General features: G+C 59.7%; 13 protein-coding genes and 1 pseudogene. 12 read left to right on the forward strand and 2 right to left on the reverse strand.

Annotation, left to right across the window (positions count from 1 at the left end):
* Positions 1-51: 51 nt before the first annotated feature.
* The 7 genes from GK109_RS00285 to GK109_RS00315 all read left to right on the forward strand — a co-directional run bounded on the left by GK109_RS00285 (position 52) and on the right by GK109_RS00315 (position 10,243).
* Positions 52-1,554 (forward strand): NAD-dependent succinate-semialdehyde dehydrogenase, encoded by a 1,503-nt coding sequence (locus GK109_RS00285; protein ID WP_157238257.1) that lies wholly within the window; start codon positions 52-54, stop codon positions 1,552-1,554.
* 179 nt (positions 1,555-1,733) lie between these two features.
* Positions 1,734-2,009, forward strand: a complete 276-nt coding sequence (locus GK109_RS00290) for a hypothetical protein (protein ID WP_157238258.1) — start codon at positions 1,734-1,736, stop codon at positions 2,007-2,009.
* 822 nt (positions 2,010-2,831) lie between these two features.
* Positions 2,832-3,632, forward strand: a complete 801-nt coding sequence (locus GK109_RS00295; protein ID WP_157238259.1) for a GntR family transcriptional regulator — start codon at positions 2,832-2,834, stop codon at positions 3,630-3,632.
* 187 nt (positions 3,633-3,819) lie between these two features.
* A complete protein-coding gene (locus GK109_RS00300; protein WP_231754912.1) occupies positions 3,820-6,552 on the forward strand; it encodes a UxaA family hydrolase in 2,733 nt (910 codons plus the stop codon).
* A 36-nt stretch (positions 6,553-6,588) separates the two neighbouring features.
* Positions 6,589-7,929, forward strand: a complete 1,341-nt coding sequence (locus tag GK109_RS00305; RefSeq protein ID WP_157238261.1) for an NAD(P)H-dependent oxidoreductase — start codon at positions 6,589-6,591, stop codon at positions 7,927-7,929.
* 38 nt (positions 7,930-7,967) lie between these two features.
* A complete protein-coding gene (locus GK109_RS00310) occupies positions 7,968-8,819 on the forward strand; it encodes a fumarylacetoacetate hydrolase family protein (protein WP_157238262.1) in 852 nt (283 codons plus the stop codon).
* A gap of 107 nt (positions 8,820-8,926) precedes the next feature.
* Positions 8,927-10,243: an MFS transporter gene (locus tag GK109_RS00315; RefSeq protein WP_157238263.1), complete on the forward strand. Its 1,317-nt coding sequence runs from the start codon at positions 8,927-8,929 to the stop codon at positions 10,241-10,243.
* On the opposite strand, the pseudogene GK109_RS00320 reads toward GK109_RS00315, so the two are convergent.
* Positions 10,184-10,522 (reverse strand): annotated as a pseudogene (locus GK109_RS00320) (hypothetical protein); the annotation flags it as partial. The gene GK109_RS00315 and the pseudogene GK109_RS00320 sit on opposite strands and share 60 nt — an antisense overlap.
* Before the next feature lie 1,247 nt (positions 10,523-11,769).
* On the opposite strand from GK109_RS00320, the gene GK109_RS00325 reads away from it, so the two are divergent.
* On the forward strand, positions 11,770-12,285 hold the full coding sequence (locus GK109_RS00325; protein WP_157238264.1) for a hypothetical protein: 516 nt from the start codon (positions 11,770-11,772) through the stop codon (positions 12,283-12,285).
* Positions 12,286-12,473: 188 nt separating this feature from the next.
* On the opposite strand, the gene GK109_RS00330 is transcribed toward GK109_RS00325, so the two are convergent.
* Positions 12,474-13,658 carry an MFS transporter gene (locus tag GK109_RS00330; RefSeq protein ID WP_157238265.1) on the reverse strand — a complete coding sequence of 395 codons (1,185 nt, stop codon included), beginning with the start codon at positions 13,656-13,658 and terminating at the stop codon, positions 12,474-12,476.
* A 721-nt stretch (positions 13,659-14,379) separates the two neighbouring features.
* On the opposite strand from GK109_RS00330, the gene GK109_RS00335 reads away from it, so the two are divergent.
* The 4 genes from GK109_RS00335 to GK109_RS00350 are packed head-to-tail and all read left to right on the forward strand — an operon-like array spanning position 14,380 to position 18,113.
* Entirely contained in the window at positions 14,380-15,378 is a 999-nt protein-coding gene (locus GK109_RS00335; RefSeq protein WP_157238266.1) for an MBL fold metallo-hydrolase, read from the forward strand.
* Between the two features lie 13 nt (positions 15,379-15,391).
* Positions 15,392-16,441, forward strand: a complete 1,050-nt coding sequence (locus GK109_RS00340; RefSeq protein ID WP_197432363.1) for an alcohol dehydrogenase catalytic domain-containing protein — start codon at positions 15,392-15,394, stop codon at positions 16,439-16,441.
* An 11-nt stretch (positions 16,442-16,452) separates the two neighbouring features.
* On the forward strand, positions 16,453-16,974 hold the full coding sequence (locus tag GK109_RS00345) for a cupin domain-containing protein (protein WP_157238268.1): 522 nt from the start codon (positions 16,453-16,455) through the stop codon (positions 16,972-16,974).
* Entirely contained in the window at positions 16,971-18,113 is a 1,143-nt protein-coding gene (locus tag GK109_RS00350; RefSeq protein WP_157238269.1) for a CaiB/BaiF CoA-transferase family protein, read from the forward strand. Before GK109_RS00345 ends, GK109_RS00350 begins: the two co-directional genes overlap by 4 nt.
* Positions 18,114-18,201 lie beyond the last annotated feature (88 nt).

Genomic DNA, 18,201 nt, shown 5'->3' on the forward strand with positions numbered 1-18,201 from the left:
GGTTGAACCCGCACGCAATGCAAGCAACCGACACCTCCGAAGGATTTTTCCATGACTGTCTCCGAGATCTCCGCTGCCATCACCCAGGAGCGTGAGGCGTCCCTGCTCGCCTCGGTGCCCACCGGCCTGCTGATCAATGGGGAGTGGCGGGACGCGTCCGACGGCGGCACGTTCGACGTGAACGACCCCGCCACCGGGCAGGTCCTCGCCACCCTCGCCTCCGCCACGAGCGAGGACGCGATCGCCGCGCTGGACGCCGCTGACGCCGCCCAAGCCTCCTGGGCCCGCACCGCACCCCGGACCCGTGCCGACATCCTGCGCCTGGCCTTCGACCTCGTGACCGAACGGGCCGAGGACTTCGCGCTGTTGATGACCCTGGAAATGGGCAAGCCGCTGGCCGAAGCCCGCGGCGAAGTCACCTACGGCGCCGAGTTCCTGCGCTGGTTCTCCGAGGAAACCGTCCGGGACTACGGCCGCTACCTCACCACCCCCGAAGGCAAAAACAAGATCCTGGTTCAGCACAAACCCGTCGGCCCCTGCCTTCTCATCACCCCTTGGAACTTCCCACTGGCCATGGCCACCCGCAAAGTCGCACCCGCCGTCGCCGCCGGCTGCACCATGGTCCTCAAACCCGCCAAACTCACCCCGCTCACCGCGCAATACTTCGCCCAGACCATGCTCGATGCCGGACTGCCCGCCGGCGTCCTCAACGTCGTCTCTTCCTCGTCAGCCTCCGGGATCTCCGGGCCGCTGTTGAAGGATTCGCGGCTGCGGAAAGTCTCCTTCACCGGCTCCACCCCGGTCGGCAAACGGCTCATGGCCGACGCCGCGCAGAATGTGCTGCGCACCTCGATGGAACTGGGCGGGAACGCACCCTTCATCGTGTTCGAAGACGCCGACCTCGACGCCGCCGTCGAAGGCGCCGTAGCGGCCAAGATGCGGAACATGGGCGAAGCCTGCACCGCAGCCAACCGCTTCCTCGTTCAGAACTCCGTCGCACACGAGTTCACCACCAAGTTCGCTGCCGCGATGGGCGCCCTGATCACCGGACGTGGCACCGAGCCCGCAACAAAGGTAGGTCCGCTGATCGATGGCGGTGCCCGGGATGACGTGCACGCCCTGGTGAGGGCCGCCGTCGACGCCGGAGCAGTGGCCGTTACCGGCGGCGCCCCCGTAGACGGGCCCGGCTACTTCTACCAGCCCACCGTCCTTGCGGACGTTCCCAACGACGCCGCGATCCTGGGCCAGGAAATCTTCGGGCCCGTAGCGCCCGTCACCACCTTCAGTACCGAGGAAGACGCCATCCGGCTCGCCAACGCCAGCGAATACGGTCTCGCCTCCTACCTCTACAGCCGCGACTTCAACCGCCTCCTGCGCGTAGCAGAGCAGATCGAGTTCGGCATGGTCGGCTTCAACGCCGGCGTTATCTCCAACGCCGCCGCGCCCTTCGGAGGTGTCAAACAATCCGGTCTGGGACGCGAAGGCGGATCAGAAGGTATCGCCGAATACACCACCACCCAATACATCGGCGTCGCCGACCCCTACGCCAGCTAACCCTTCCCAGGCGGGGTGCGTCTCCCGCGAGCCGGCTCTGGCAACTGGTTGGCGGGCCTTCACCCGTTCCTCTGGCAACTGACGGGTGTGGGCAGGGTGGTGTTTGGATGAAAAACATGCATGCCCCACCCCCGCAGTTTCGGAGTACACCCCCCATCTGAGCTCGAGGGAGCATTGAAATGACTTACAAGGAGCCCGTCGTTTTCTTCGATCCGTTTGCTGCTGAGCACCTGACGACACACCCTTCATCATGTCCTGAACCTTCGAATCAGGGTCGACCTGAAAGCTCGCCAGCGCGGCAACCCGCTCAGTCTCGCCGCGAACGTGAAGTGCAACAGCTGATCCATGACTTGGCACTTTTGGCGGCAAGAAGAAAAGCGCCTGCCACGGAAGCTGAAGCGCAGGGCTTGACGAGGCGCCGGGTCGATGTCACCAGCTGGGGCAACGAACTCTGACTACTTGTCCAGTTACTCAATATCCAAAGCTGACATCAGAGACCAGTAGACGCGAAGAGCAGGCAGTTCAACAACTCCTACTTGTCGCCCACAACCGATCCCCTGGCGGCCCGGGCATGCGGGAATGGCGGCCGAGGTAGCGCCACTTGCCGCTTGCGCTTCATAAGACATGAAGGGGCCTCGTCTTCGACTGGTTGTCCGCGCTCGTTTCGTTTGGGTTTGATTGACCACATTCGTCGGTTCAATGCATCAAGACTTGCATGCCCAGCACAGTGCCGGCGCGTTTATCGTTGAGCCGCGTGATCAAGTCCTCGGGCAGATCTATAGATGACGCGCCATATCAAAGCCAGACAACTGTATACAGTTGGCTCGGTTAAACATCACGGCCAGAAAGTCAGCCCTTAGCAATCAAACCGAGTACCAGGAGCAGTGAGCTGTCAGCGCAGCGCTCTTATCAGCAGCCGTTTTCGCCCTCGGTACCCCATCAAACACTGCCTGCGACCGGGGCAGCGCTACGGCAGCAGCTCAACATATTCTCACCAGGCTCATACGGAAGGGCAGCCCATGTCAGAGGCATTCAAGCGCTTTACGGCACTCATCCGCCTCCGATTTGTTGAATCAGCATGCGAGGGAGATTCCCACTGCCACGCCCAGCTCCGCGACCTTCTAGCAGTACCCGATCTATGGGCCTACGGGTCTAGCTCGGACTGGGTCCGCACAGATGCTGGCGATGCCACTCGCGCCCCCTGTTGCAGCACAGAGGGCTTGCGCGTAAAGACATGATGTGTCAAACTCGGAGCTAGAAAGTGTATACAGTTCGGCATGAAGCTTTGCATGCGAGTGCGGCATTCATCGGAAGGCGGCAAGGTCGAGATGGCTGAAACATCAATGGAAGCAGTAGCCGGTGACACCGCTGCTGAACCCCGGAAGCTGGTTTCGTTCGCCCACCGTCAGCTGAGGGAGGCGATACTTACCAATGCGATTCCCGCGGACTCCACCATTAGCCAGGTCCAGCTTGCCAAGCATCTTGGCGTGAGCCGTACTCCGCTGCGTGAGGCACTCCGTCTGTTGGAGCATGAGGGCCTCGCCACCGTGGAAGTGAACAAGAAGGTGACGGTGGCCAACGTTTCGCCGGAGGATTTGGACGCACTCTATGCATTACGGATCCAGCAGGAATCACTTGCAATTTTTACGTCGGTGCAGAAAGCCGATCAGGACCGCCTTGACCGTTCGCGCGAGCACTTGGAGGGCATGCAATCTGCGATTGGCGACCACGATTATGTGCGCTGGGCTAATCATCACCGCATCTTTCACATGAGCCTGGTCGATGGCGTAAGCGATAGGTTTTGCAAATCCATTCGTCAGAATTTTGACCATGCTGAGCGATACCGCAGGATCTACGTCAATGAGTCTGATACAAACTGGAACCAGAGCCAGGTGGATCACCAAAGCATTTTTAATGCCCTAGTCGAGGGAAACCCGGCAGCGGCAGCAGAACTACTCGCCAGCCACTACTCACACACGGCCAAGGGCGTGCTTGCGGCCATCGACGCCGGATATACGCCGGAACTGATGAATGCCGCCGTAACGATGGCGATCAGTCTCCGATTTCAGCAGAAATAACACCCAGATCCGCGTCAGAACGCACGCAGCTGGTTCCCCAGCATTACAGCGCCCAGGGCCCGCAAGCCAATTTTCCAGTGATCTACCAAGCGTCTAGGTTTACCACGTCGTTTCCTGCCTCTGGCGAGGGCGGGAGCCGGGCCCGCTAAGACAACGCGATGAAATTTCCAATGGAGGAAGCGTGAGCATGAATACGTGCGGCCAATCAGGCCCCATCAACGCCCAGCAGAAGAACAAGACGCCGCGGTTCCTTCTGCCCGCGGCCGGAGACAACGCAGCCATCGCGACTGAACGAATTGAAGCCGGCGATCTCATCGAAATTGACGGTCAACTGCTCGCCGTCAAAACGGCTATTCCCAAGGGCCATCGCTTGTGCGTCAAAAGAATTCAGAAGGATGAAGGGGTGCTTTCCTGGGGTTATCCGTTCGGCTACGCATCCGTTGATATCAATCCTGGAGATTATCTTTGTAACGAACGGATGAAAGATGTCCTGACGATGCGGAACCCCCAAGACTACCCTCTTGGTCTTAGCGTAAATTTTACGGATAGGGACAGCACCAAGGAACAAACGCTCCCGCAGCGGCAGACCCTGGCCAAGAACGAGCGCAAGCAGGATTCCGGTCCGGCGTTCATGGGATATTACCGAGGTCCCGGTCGCGGTTGGGGCACTAGGAACGACGTTGCGATTATTGGTGTTACTTCACGCGTCCGGTCTCTGGTACTGGCGGCTACGGACGATCTCCAGGGTTACGTGCGTGGCTTGGAGAACGTCGATGCCCTCACGCCCGTCGTCCACACTGAAGGCGGCAGTTCCGGAGTCATGCACAACAAGACCCTGCTTCTCAGGACGTTGGCCGGGTTTGCTGTAAACCCGAACATCGCAGCTGCTGTGTTCGTGAACGACCCCGATTCACCCGTTTCAAATGCCGAACTGCTCCACCAGCTCAATTCTGTCGGGAACGCCCATCTTGAGAGCAAGATCCGGTACTTCGTCAGCGACGATGATTCCTGCGAATCTGTTTCGGCGCTGACAGCACTCGTCCGGCCGCTCCTTGATGGTGCCGCGAAGTGTGTGCGCGAGCCTGCGCCGTTTGAAGGACTGAAAGTGGGGCTGCAGTGCGGCGGTTCGGACGCCTTCTCCGGGGTGACAGCCAATCCTCTGCTCGGCGCCGTGGTCGAGAAGCTGCTGCAGGCCGGCGCCACGGCAAACCTCGCCGAGACCGACGAACTTATCGGCGCCGAAGAGCACGTGCTGGCCAAGGTAGCTGACCGAAACATCGCAGAAGAGTTCCTAGCCAAACTCAACAACTTCAAAAACTATGCCCGACGCCACGGCCAGACCGCTGAAGGCAATGTTTCAGGAGGCAACCTCTACCGCGGTCTCTACAACATCACTCTGAAATCGCTGGGCGCTGGACGAAAAAAGGACCCCAACACCGCGCTCGAGCACGTCATCGCGTACGGAGAACGCATGGAGCTTCCTGGTTACTACTTCATGGACAGCCCCGGTAACGACTTGGAAAGCATCGCAGGTCAGGTCGCGGCCGGAGCAAACCTGATCCTTTTCACCACCGGAAACGGTTCGATCACCAATTTCCCGTTCGTTCCCACAATCAAGATCGTGACCACGAACGAACGCTTTGCCCTGCTCGAAACGGACATGGACTTCAATGCCGGCCTGCTACTCAATGGGCTGGGACAAGGAGACACCGCACAACAGTTGTTGGATCTCACCTGCCGCATTGCCTCTGGTGAAAAGAGCAAAGGCGAGTACACCGGACAGTCACAGGTCCAAATTTGGAGGGATTGGCGCCAGGATGGCAGCCGGACCACGGACGCAAAACTCGGCCATTCCGCAATCTGGTCCGGGGAACCCCTCCTCCCTGCCGCGCAACCAAGCGCGGCCCCGGCAGATTTCTCAAACAATTATGGCTCCGGAACGGAGCACAGGCGGACTATCGAGATCCTGCCAACGAGCCTGTGTTCAGGCCAGGTCGCCGAGCAGATCGCCGCCAAGATGAACGCATCTCTCGCGGATGCAGGGTCAAACGCATGGGAAGTGGTCGCCCTGCCACACACAGAGGGATGCGGCGTCTCGGGAGGTGACGCAGAGGAAATCTACACCCGGACGATACTCGGCTACGCGATGCACCCGGCTGTCTCTCACACCATCTTCCTTGAGCATGGATGCGAGAAGACCCACAACGACTTCTTCAAAGACAGTTTGAGGCGCCGTGGAGTTGATACAACACACTTCGGATGGGCCGGGATCCAGAATTCTGGAGGCATCACGGCAGTGTCGGGCATCGTCGGCGACCTTATCCAAGAACATATCCGCGGACATGCAGCCAGCCCCGATGCACCAGGTGCACCGGCCAGCCGCATCATCGGCCTGGCAACAGCGACCACACCCAGCGAAACGGTGGCTGGAATGGCAGCTGACCTTGTCCAACGCCTGCTTGCCGAAGGAACCAGCGTCATCGTAAGCGAAACCGACCATCTGCTGACCTCGGAAACGTTCCTAACGGAACTCCAAATCGATGTCGCCGGGCCGACGATTCCCTATTCGGGATCAGTCGAGGCAGCTGGCCTGCATGTCATGCAGGCCAGCACGTCGGACTGGCTAGAAATCTCGACCGGGCTGGGCGCCACCGGCGCCGAAGCTCTCCTCGTTTTTGCCAACCAGCGCCCTGTCCAACCGCACCGGATGCTTCCGGTCCTTCAGATCGGCACCGGAACCACACCCAGCACCCACAAAGTTTTTGACATTACCGCAGACAACCAGGATTTGTCGGTGACCAGCGGCGAAATCATCTCCAAACTCAACGAAATCCAGCGAGGTCACTACGTGCCTGTAGTGACTGCCCGCCCCAACGTGGGATTCCAGATATCGAGAGGGTCCTGGGGTATCTCGCTCTAAACATCCACAAGAACCGCCGAAAGAAAGAAAACTACCATGTCAGCACTGCTAAAGAACAAACTCGCAGCCCGCGCCGCCCAAGGCAACCCGATCCGCGTAGGATTCGTCGGTTCAGGCCGAATGGGCACCGGAGCCATTTGTCAGATCGGACAGATGGCCGGGATGGAGGTTACTGCCATCGCGGACATCAACACCGATCGTGCAGTTGAAGCGTTCGAAAAGTCTGAGGTAAAGTCCCAGCTCGTCACCGTATGCAATGAAGCGTCGGAAGCCAAGCGCCTGATCAGCCAGGGACAGCGCATCGTCACCAAGGATTGGCGGCTGCTGCTGGAGGTCGGGGTCGACGTCATTGTCGAGTCAACCGGAGTTCCGGAAGTCGGCGCCGAGGTCGCGATGCAAGCAATCCTCAACCACATCCATGTCGTCATGCTCAACGTGGAGACAGACGTCGTTGTCGGTCCGATCCTTACCTCAATGGCTGACCGCAGCGGAGTCGTGTACACGGTGTCGTCCGGCGATGAACCTGGCCTGATCGGCGAACTTTACGACCGATACACATCCTTGGGATTCAAGGTCATTGCCACCGGCAAGTCCCCCTCCAGCATCGGCGAATACGATCGTTACGCCACCCCGGACAGCGTGCGGGCGGATGCAGAGCGCTTGAAAATCAACCCGCACTTCCTCGTCACATTCCGGGATGCCACCAAAACCATGATCGAGATGGCAGCCGTATCTAATTACACGGGGCTTCGCGCAGATGTCCGCGGCATGCATGGGCCTGTGGCTGGTGTCGAGGAAATCTGCCGGTTCTTCCGCCCTAAGGCCGAAGGCGGCGAACTCAACGGCACGGGTGTCATTGACTATGCGCGCCCCCTCAAGAACGAGGACGGCAGCATCGACTTTTTCCGATCGGTTACCCCCGGCGTCTTCATGGTCATCTACACCGACAATCAGCAAATCCGTGAAGACCTCGACTACTTGGACGTTTACGGCGACAACGGATACTACGTCATGTACACCCCCTACCACCTGGTGACCAACGAGATCCCTCTCGCCATCGTCCAAGCGGTCGACTTCGGTGAGCCCACCGTGTTCCCCAAATACGGTCTGGTGTCGGAAGTCTTCGCAGCCGCCAAGAAGCCCCTCAAGAAGGGCGAGACCATCGACGGTGCCGGCGGGTTCGCCGTGTATTCCCTGGTGGACGACTACGAGACGTGCAAACAGGAGAACGTAGTTCCCCTCGGACTGCTCACGAACGCAAAGCTGACCCGCGACGTCGAAAAGGACCAGGTCATCACTTACGACATGGTCGAAATCAACAAGGAATCAGCCCTCTATCACCTTCGCTGCCTCCAGGACTCCATGGCCACGGCCTGACCCTGCCGGCCGTCCCTCATACAGACAAAGGATTCTGAATGCGCATCGCATCTATCAACGACCGTGCCACACTGATATTTGAAAATGGCGGGGACCTGCAAGGCGTCGACATCGAAAAATGGTCAAACGGCAAGTTTCCGTCGAACACACGTGAGCTACTCGCCCACCTTGACGAGCTGAAGTCCTGCGTGAAAGACCACGATTTTGACTCCGATACTTTCCCGGTTTCATGGGATTCATTGGAAAGTCCGATCACCGACCCCCGCCAAATCTTCGCCATCGGTATGAACTACCAGGCGCATGCTGAAGAAGTCTCGATCGCAGCTCCCGAAGTTCCAGCCGTTTTTACTAAATTCTCAACGTCGCTGTCAGGGGCACGGAAGGCAATTCAACTGCCCTCCGACAGCGTCGATTGGGAGATCGAACTCGTTGCCATCATTGGGCGCGGAGGCCGCAACATCTCCAAAGACGAAGCCCTGGATCACATCGCCGGCTACGCGGTTGGACAGGACCTATCAGACCGCGCCCTGCAATTCGCTGCGAGCTCATCACCCCAATTCTCACTCGGAAAGTCTTACGCCGGCTTCGCCCCAGTAGGGCCTTGGATGACGACCTCCGACGAGGTGACGGACCCCGGACAGTTGAAAATGCGCTGCACCGTGGGCGAGGAAGTGCTCCAGGACGGATCCACCGCAAACCTGATCTTCGACATCCCCACTCTGGTGGAGCACCTGTCATCCGTCGTTGAACTTGCCCCGGGAGACCTGATCTTCACGGGAACGCCTGACGGCGTGGGCTTCGGTAGAAACCCCAAACGCTACCTGCGCACAGGCGAGGAGCTCGTCAGCACGATCGAGGGACTAGGCGAGATCAAACAGCTCTTCTCGTAAGCGAACTGGCCCTAAATGAGTCAAATCTTCCAATTCAAGAGCGGCCACTTCAACGGGGAGTGGCCGCGCCCCTTCCTCCAGGATCCACGGTTCAAAGGAGAACAACAGTGAGCTCCACCCTTACCCAGCGCGAGAAGAATCGCGCAACTGCTCTCGGCACCATGGTCGGTGCCGGCATCGAATGGTACGACTTCTACGTCTTCGGCATCGCCGCCGCACTGGTCTTCAACCGGATATTTTTCCCTGGCGTTGACCCTGCCACCGGCACACTGCTGTCATTCGCTACATTCGCTACCGCATGGTTTGCCCGTCCTTTGGGCGGAATCATCTTCTCGCACCTCGGAGACAGGCTGGGCCGCAAGAACATCATGCTGGTGACACTCATCCTCATGGGCACAGCCACCACGGCAATCGGGCTGCTCCCCGACGCCAGTGCAATCGGGGTCTGGGCACCCATCGGCCTTGTCATCCTCAGATTCCTCCAAGGCCTGGCCTGCGGAGGTGAATGGGGTGCCGCCACTGTAACCGCCGTTGAAAACGCCCCTCCAGGCAAACGCGGCCTGTTCGGCGCCTTCCCACAAATGGGTGTACCGATGGGTCTGTTTCTTTCCTCGGGTGTATCTCTCCTCTTCTACATGCTTCCCGAAGATCAGCTCCTCACCTGGGGCTGGCGAGTCCCGTTCCTCCTCACCCTCGTGTTTGTCGTTGTTGGCCAATACATCCGCCGTCGCCTGCCCGAGAGCGAGGACTTCAAAGAAGCGGCCAAGAACGGCGAAATCGTACGATTCCCGATGCTCGAGGCCCTCCGCCGCCATCCCCGCGCAGTCCTAACCGTGTTCCTGGGACAAGCCATCATCAACGTCACCTTCTTCACCTCAACAACCTTCATCCTCGACTACGCCACCAAGCACGGATCTTTCGAACGCACTACCGTCCTAGCGGTTGTTGCCCTCGCCGCTGTGGTGGATTTCTTCGCCATCCTCGCCGGCGGCCTGCTGGCCGACCGGATCGGGGCCAAGCGAGTCTACCTAACCGCCTGCGCAGCCGGAATGGTAGTCTTTGCGGCAATATTCCCCCTGACCGATACCGGCAATATCGTTGCACTCATCCTCGGTATCGCAGTCCTGTTCCCCCTGGTGCACGGACTTGCCTTCGGCGCACAGGCCTCGTTCTTCGCAGGCCTATTTCCTCCCAACGTGCGACTTTCGGGCATGTCCACCGGATTCCAGTTTTCAGGCATGGCATTTGGTGCACCACTCCCGCTGCTGGCCGGTTTCCTGATCGCAACCGCTGGCGGCTCCCCTTGGCTACTCATCGCCTATATCGGTCTCGTCGGCCTGATCAGCACCATCGGTACACTTACATCACCGCGCGAGTACGTGCCGGCTGCATCGCCGGAACCGGCTACCCAGGCACACGTCTAGCAACACCTGAACCCAACCTGATTTCGAGGGACGAGACCGGCGATAAAAGCGCTGGTCTCGTCCCTCAGTCATGCCTCTCCGGTTACCGCGTAAGTGCTGGTCGCGAACAAGGGAACCATTTGACCGGTCCGGCGTTTCGGCTCCTCGTGACCTGGATCCCTGTATGCGGATTTTCGCAACGGTAGAAGGACCCTGGGGATAAAGCAGCACGCGCATGTGCTGGTCAGAGTAGTGGCGCCACCACTCATTGGTGCCTGTGGCATCGTCGAGACCCAGGGGCTCCCAGAGCCTGCCACAGGGCTTCGTCGCGGGAGAAGATAGTGACTGAACCGGTCAGTTTGATCTCATGTCAGCTTGAGTTCCACCCTAAGCTACCGTCAGCCAGGAAGCCCGCGTATGGCCAGAATGAGGTTCGATTGTTCATTTTGAACGTTGGCTTGGAGGGGCCCTCGGATCGAAACCCGACACTTCTGGCTCAGCTCAACATTGCCCCCTCACCTGGCCGGATCGGGAAAACCGAAGTGCGGACTATCTCAGGTTGCCGGAGCAGCCATAGGCCCAATCCCTGCCGTCGGTCCAAGCACTCAGTGTGTTAGGGGTCGAGCCCGATCCTGGAGACGTAGGGCCCGCTCCCCCACAATTTTTGAACGATCAACATCCACGCCTGTTTCGCTGGTTGTCGCTCTGATCTTCGTGGTCGTTTGGACGTTCTCCGCCGGCAGCCAAGGCGCCACAGGCCTTCGCGATCCGTAATTCCATTCCGCTCTGCTCGCACCAAGGGACTCCCATAAAGCAGACTTAAGTGTGGACAGTGTCCACACCCCCTTTGGCAGGACAAAGCGTGCGCCTGCAGCTCCCGAGACACCCTGAGGACCTCTTCGTGAAAGCTCCCCACCAAAGTCGGCTAGATCATGTCGTGCTCCCCCACCTCGGACCATGAATAGATGTAGGCCGCCCCGGGCCCACCCGACAGAACCAGAAAGAGGAACCCAGAAACCCAGCCACAGCAAGCGAAAGGGCCACCAGCCAGGGACCTGAACCCGCCACCCCACACACCTGAACAGGCTCCGCGGCAGCCAGGCCACAGCCCGCGAACCAGCCGTCAGAGCGACGCGACCACAAGCTTTGTACACACGTCAAAGCAAAAAAGCCTCTGACGAGGGAAAACGTCGTGCCCGAGGTGGGACTCGAACTGCACTCCCAGCCCTGCAAGCACTGGGAACCCGCGAAAACATGCGGAATTCGGAGCAGTCCGACCGACCTACTAACCAGTCCGAAGCCCAAAGTGTTGACACTGTCAACACTTCCCTTTTGTCCACTCCGTCCTACTCCAATCGGCCTCCGCGACCGCCGCGCCACCGCGCGCAGCTAGATGTGTCCCAAGCCAAACACCGTTGGACTCGTCCGAATGGCAGGGCGACCGAACGTCTGCTATCGACGTTCGGACTGGGCCGTCGTTACATTACAGAATCGCTCATCTATCGGTAAATTTCCGTTGGCCTCCAACCCACAATAGGCTGACCAGCATGGAAGAGGACGCGGCGGTGCAGGGGCACCGCACCTACACCGGTACGACCCCCGAGGGGGAAGCCGCTGTAGGACGGATAGCTATCTGGGCCGCATCCGTAGAAGACAATCTTGTGGAACTGTGCGCGCGGCTGATCAACAGCGACAACCGCGAAGCTGGATACGCCGTGACCGTAAACATGAGTGCTTCATCGGTAATCCAGCTTGCTAGGAAACTGGTGACTGATTCAAACAAGGTCAGCGAGAAGGACAAGACCGAAGTCCTGGCCATGCTCACGGAAGCGAAAGCTGCCCTGGAGCAACGCAATAAGATATTGCATGGCCGGGTGGGAGAACTGATGTTTGAGGGCAAAACGACCTTCTTCCACCGACGAAGAAAGGGTCCCGTTCCGGTCGGGCAGAATCCGGGCTGGCATTCCACCTCGCTCGGATTAGAAGAGCTTGACAAGATCGGCGCTCGGCTTTTCGATGTGTCGGAGGACCTTTGGGGATACGTATACCTGCCGCCTGACTAGGCCCTCTTAGCTCCAGCTTTACGGATCGCCGGTTATCGGCGTTCAAAGCACGGGATTTGTAGTAGGTGCGCGGACTCCCGTTCCATGGCTATTCTGGTGTCCTGCCCGCGGCCCCTGTTCCCCTCATCATGTTATTGCCCCGTATCAACGGGTATGCGGCCTTCGACGACGTTGAACGCGTTTTGCAGTCAATGCCCGATCATTTCACCGTCCTCGAAAGGTGTCCGGACGATGTCCGGCATTGGGTACGCAACCATTAGCACCGCGGAAACGATCCAGATGAGACCAACCGCCCCCACGGTCACCGCTCCTCCGAGTCCTGCGGCCGAGGCGGCCAAGGCTGCACCGGCCGCAGAGGCAGTGGCCCTCAAGCCTGCAGTCACAGTAAAAATTTGGGATTTGAGGAGAGGCGGACTGTGTCGGTTCCGAAGGAAGAGCATCGCGGCTGCACTGGGTGCAGTGAAGATCCCGGACAGTCCTATGACAATGGTGGTCCAAGTGGTCCCAACGTCAAACGAAGCGGCGATTGTCAGCAGTCCTGTCGCAAGAAAGCACGCCATCATGACGAAGTGTGGACGCTGTCGGGTGGGTCGGGCCGTCTCGAAGAGGGCACCTACGAGGCTGCCAATTGCGAAAGATGTCATCAGGGCCGCGCCCGAGCTGGGTGATCCGGCCCTTTCGAGTGACAGAGCTACGCCCGCGATCGCCAAACCGCCCTGGCCGAGTTGCGTCAGGGTTGATGACGCGGTGACGACTGCAAGGGGCCGATGGTTGGAGATTCTGTGCAGGCCGGCTTTGATGGCCTGCCATGGCGAACCGCTGTCACCTGAGCGGGCGTTAAGGCCGAGGGTGCATACGGCCACGGAGCCAAGGGAGGCAGCAACGGCCAAGACCCAGAGCGCAGTGCGGGCTGGCAGGAATGTAGCTATGATCGCCACCAGCGCCGGCCCAGCTACGGCCGAGATGTTGTACGAGAGGGCGTCGTAGGCGAACGCCCTGCGCACATCCGGTGTAGAACCGGCCACGAAGCTTGACAACCCGCCCATATAGAAGGGCGACACCGTCCCGGCCGCCACTAGGACGGCACACACGGCCGGCAGCGGTATTTGGCCAATGAAGGCAGTCACAGCTAAGGCCACCGCGGTCAGCAATCCCGATGCGGCGACTAATGTACCAGGCCGGCGTGCCCGATCCAGGGCAACACCGACCAGTGGGGCAGCGAGGACACTAGGACCCAGCGATGCAGCCACCAAGAGACCACCGACGGCGACATCGCCGAGTTGCTCCGCTGCGACAACGGGAAGGGCTACAGCCGCACCGGCACTTGCCATTCTTAGTGGGGCGGAAGCGGCTAGATAGCTGAGCGCGCCCATTATTAACTAGAACCCTTCAGATCCGGGGATTGCTCCCAAAAGGTGCAGCAGAAAGTGTCAACGTAGGAGCTGCGGCCATGCTGAAGGCCATTCCCAGTCCCGACTTCCATCGACCTTATCGAACGCGAGCCGATCGGTCCTCCCGCCGGCGCTTGTACCATCGACCGGTGTCGAGCTTCGGCCAGAGCGGCCACCTCAGGCTCTCCCCGCTGGTGCACCCCGCCGTAATTCTCGACAGCATGGGCTGGTGACCTCCGGATCCGTCTTGACCTTTGGAGGATCGCACACTCGTCCAAAATGGTCGAAGCCCATCATCGTATCTCCTCAGCGCTGAGTCGAGACGACACATACGGTCCGCCTTTCAACAGAGGTTGCTCTCCCGCTTCATGCATTGTGTTGATCAACAATGCATTCTACAGGCTGCGCACTGCTCCGGCGGCAGGCTGGAATTGGCGCGCCACCAACTGCCGGCGATGACTTCCAACGTCCGGTGGGGCAGGCGCGACATCGTAGCGTCCTGCATACTTACCTCAACAAATGGATCATTGCGCAAATAATGCATTATCGGTTATGGTGAAGATCACAAGGGGCTAGCGCGACGTTGCTGCCGAAGACCTGCTGATAAAAGAAACGCTCCGGGCCGTAATTCTTGCTGGTCTTGGGCGGCCGAAGCGGGACAGTGCCAGCCCTCTTCCTGCACCTCACCAAAGAAGGAGTCCACATGACCGGTGTAGATCGCGTAAAACTCACAATGATCACTGACAACTACGTCGATATGCTCCTGCCCGACCTCCCCAACGTCACCCGCACGGGTCTGGCTCATCACTTTGATCCGAAGACGAAGTGCGTGACGGGCGAAAACGGCATAGCCCTCCACGTGGAGGTTTCCTGGGGTAGGTATACATACCGCGCCCTGTTCGATACCGGGATGTCCAGTGAAGTCCTTTTGCACAACATGAAGATCCTCGAACTTGAGAGCAACAGTATTGATCACATCGTCCTAAGCCACGGCCACCCTGATCATTACGGTGGGTTGCTGGGACTGCTCGAATCCCGTGAGGCTCCGGTCCCGGTCTCCGTCCACCCGGAAGCGTTCGCGCCGCGGTATCTCAGGCTTGCTTCCGGCCAAGTTGCCCCGTACTTCAATTACGGTCTTACAAAGGACTCAATCGGTGAGCGCGGAGGCCTCGTCGTTGAACATGTCGAGCCGTTGGAGATTGGTCCCGGCCTGATCGCCACAGGCCCGATACCCCGCGAGGTCGACTTCGAGAACGCGCCGACAGACCTCACTGCTCCCAACGCCTTGCTGCACATCGTCAACGGAAAGATTCAACCGGACGTCGTCCCCGACGACCAAGCCCTAGTTATTGAGATCGGTGAGGATGGCATCATCATCCTTGCCGGCTGTAGCCACGCCGGCATCATCAACACCATCAACTACGCCAAAAAGATCACCGGCCGCAGCCGAGTCGTGGGCGTCTTCGGCGGGTTCCACCTCGGATTCCCTGGCAGTCCCCGGGTCAAAACAGAAAAGACGATAGACGCACTACGCGAAGCGAACGTCGAGGTGATCGCGCCAAGCCACTGCACCGGGATGGAGGCCATCATGGAGATCGGACGTGCGTTCCCGGACAATTTCCTCCTTAACGTGACGGGCACCGCCATCACTCTTACGGCCGGAACCGATCCTGTGCCGGACCTCGATGCGGCAGCGCGATGAGGGGGAAACAAGCATGAGGGCGCTACGTCTGCACAATATCGCCAATGCCCCGGTGATCGACAACGTAGACGTGCCGGTTCTGTCCCCAAGGGAGGTTCTCGTACGGGTGCGCGCGGCGGGGATCTGCGGTTCTGACCATCACATCATCGCAGGACACAACCCATTGCCGGAATACCCGCGAACGCTGGGTCATGAAATAGCCGGCGAAGTGACAGCCCTGGGGCCTGGGGCCGAAGGGGTTCAGGTCGGCGACCGGGTCGCGGTCAACTTCCTGGTCAGCTGCGGCACCTGCGATTACTGCTGCACGGGACGGACGTCCCTCTGCCTCCGAAGGGAGGGGCTCGGCGTCGCTCTGGACGGGGGCTTGGCCGAGTACGCCCGCGTGCCCTCGACGAACGTCATTCGCATACCTGACAACGTTCCTTACTCTCATGCCGCCATCGCCACAGATGCATTCGCCACGCCTCTTCATGCAATCCGGCGTTCAGGCGTCAGGCCCGGTGATGCCTGCCTGGTGATAGGGGCAGGCGGGCTCGGGCTCAGCGCCGTGCAGCTTCTGGCGGCGATGGGCGCCGGTGCCATCGTCGTGCTGGACGTCGACAGGGCTGCACTGAGTGCTGCCTCTCGGAACGGAGCTACGGAGGCCAGGACGGTAGAAGAACTGAAGGACCTGGATAAGTCCTCGTTGCCCGCTCATCATGCATTCGATTTTGTCGGTTCGCCCGAAACCGTCGCCATTGCTATTGAAAACACCAGACGTGGCGGTCGCGTCAACGTAGTGGGACTGAGTGATAAACCGATTGCGCTTGCCCGTGGAGACGCCTTGGTACGTGAAGAGAAGGTCATCGCCGGAAGCTACTCGTTCGATAACGCCGAGATCAGGGAAGTGCTCGACCTGATGTCGCAGGGACGGATCCATCCGGATGCGGTCATCGGTGACCGCATCGACCTCAATGAGGCGATTGACGTTCTCGATCCGGCCGGCAACAGACCCCGCAGCGTCGGCCGGACCGTTGTTCAACTCGACCACACCACTCAGCTCAACACGCACATACCAGCATAGGAAGGCTTGCAATGCACACACCCACAGAGTTCTTTACGGGCAACGGTTTCTCACGCCTCACCGGCAGACTGGCCGAGGCAACGAAACAGTTCAACAAGACCTTGGACCAGGCCCGCGAGGATGCTGGCTTTCTTCCGAAAGGTAACCTCCGCGAGCCAGTCCTGACGGCAGAATTCCCCGGCTGCCCGACCGATATCCCAATCAACTTCCTCGCCCATCCGGGAAGGCTCATGGACTACTGCCTGATCAGGGTTCAACCCGGTCGGGGCTTCCCCGAACACGTACACGGCTACGGCGACGAGATATACCTGATCATCTCCGGACACGGCAAAGTCCGCGTTGACGGTGTCCTCTACGACGCTGGCCCCGAGGATGTTTTTCATCACCGCGCCGGCGTCGCACACGAGCTGTTCAATCCCTCAACCAACACAGAAGTGCTCGAGGTGTTCGCTGTAAACGTCCCCGGCGTCCACGAGGACTTGAGGTCTGAATACTGGGGGATCCCGGTAGACAAAAGGTCGGCTGAGTCATGAGCCTTCCGCTCAGCGGCATCACTGTCATCGCGCTCGAGCAGGCGGTCGCTGCACCGTTTGCCTCGCGGCAGCTGGCAGACCTCGGAGCAAACGTAATCAAAATCGAAAGGCCTGGCGGAGGCGACTTCGCCCGTTCCTATGACAACACCGTCGGCGGCCTATCCAGCCACTTCGTCTGGCTGAACCGAAACAAGAAGTCAGTCACCCTGGATCTCAAGACCGCTGAAGGAATCGCTACCCTTCAGTCCCTGATCGCGTCAGCCGATGTGTTCCTCCAGAATCTAGCTCCCGGTGCCATTGACCGTCTGGGAATCCCCGTCAGCCAACTCCGCGCCGAGAACCCGGACTTGATCACATGCAGCATCAGCGGTTTCGGCGAGGGCGGCCCCATGGCCGGCCGAAAAGCCTATGACCTCCTGATCCAGGCAGAAGTGGGGCTGGTATCGATCACCGGAAGCGAAGACGCGCCCGCGAAGGCCGGAATATCGATCGCGGACATCGCGGCGGGCATGTACGCCTACAGCGGCATCCTGGCTGCACTCTACGAACGCCAAACTACCGGAGAAGGCAGGGAGCTTACAGTTTCACTCATCGACGCGCTGACAGAATGGATGGGATTCCCTTACTACTACGGCAGATACGGTGGCGAATCCCCCCGGCGACATGGTGCCCACCATGCGACCATCGCCCCGTACGGCCCGCTGCAGTGCCGGGACGGCTCAGCAATCATCGCGGTCCAGAACGAACGCGAATGGCGGTCGTTCTGCAGAACCGTTCTGGCGGCGCCCGAACTGGCAGATGACCCACGGTTCAGCAGCGTTACGAACCGGGTCCGCAACCGCGATGAACTCGACTTGATCATCCGGTCACACCTGCAAGAGACGCCGCTTGCCGAAGCCGTGACCCGTCTCGAGACCGCAAATATCGCCTACGGTTCGATGAACGACGTTGCGGCACTGGACAGCCATCCACAAATGACAGCCCGCCAACGGGTCCAGCAGATTTCCACACCAGCCGGAGCCGTCAACACATTCATCCCCGTCGTCACCACAGAGGGATGGCCTCCACGACTGGACTGCGTCCCGGGAGAAGGCGCCGATACAGACCGTATCCTCGCCAACCACCACGTCCCGAGCTGAGTGCGCCGGGGCTTCTCCCCAAGCCACTAAAAACCCACCGCGTCACCATCACGTCCGTTCAATGCGGACCCCCACCAGTGAAATTCAA

The organism is Pseudarthrobacter sp. GA104, assembly GCF_009741265.1.
GTDB lineage: Bacteria > Actinomycetota > Actinomycetes > Actinomycetales > Micrococcaceae > Arthrobacter.

Coding starts and splice junctions, on each gene's coding strand:
- GK109_RS00290 (WP_157238258.1), top strand. CDS start 1,734: ATGACTTACAAGGAGCCCGTCGTTTTCTTCGATCCGTTTGCTGCTGAG.
- GK109_RS00305 (WP_157238261.1), top strand. CDS start 6,589: ATGTCAGCACTGCTAAAGAACAAACTCGCAGCCCGCGCCGCCCAAGGC.
- GK109_RS00325 (WP_157238264.1), top strand. CDS start 11,770: ATGGAAGAGGACGCGGCGGTGCAGGGGCACCGCACCTACACCGGTACG.
- GK109_RS00310 (WP_157238262.1), top strand. CDS start 7,968: ATGCGCATCGCATCTATCAACGACCGTGCCACACTGATATTTGAAAAT.
- GK109_RS00285 (WP_157238257.1), top strand. CDS start 52: ATGACTGTCTCCGAGATCTCCGCTGCCATCACCCAGGAGCGTGAGGCG.
- GK109_RS00300 (WP_231754912.1), top strand. CDS start 3,820: ATGAATACGTGCGGCCAATCAGGCCCCATCAACGCCCAGCAGAAGAAC.
- GK109_RS00350 (WP_157238269.1), top strand. CDS start 16,971: ATGAGCCTTCCGCTCAGCGGCATCACTGTCATCGCGCTCGAGCAGGCG.
- GK109_RS00335 (WP_157238266.1), top strand. CDS start 14,380: ATGACCGGTGTAGATCGCGTAAAACTCACAATGATCACTGACAACTAC.
- GK109_RS00330 (WP_157238265.1), bottom strand. CDS start 13,658: ATGGGCGCGCTCAGCTATCTAGCCGCTTCCGCCCCACTAAGAATGGCA.
- GK109_RS00295 (WP_157238259.1), top strand. CDS start 2,832: ATGAAGCTTTGCATGCGAGTGCGGCATTCATCGGAAGGCGGCAAGGTC.
- GK109_RS00345 (WP_157238268.1), top strand. CDS start 16,453: ATGCACACACCCACAGAGTTCTTTACGGGCAACGGTTTCTCACGCCTC.
- GK109_RS00340 (WP_197432363.1), top strand. CDS start 15,392: ATGAGGGCGCTACGTCTGCACAATATCGCCAATGCCCCGGTGATCGAC.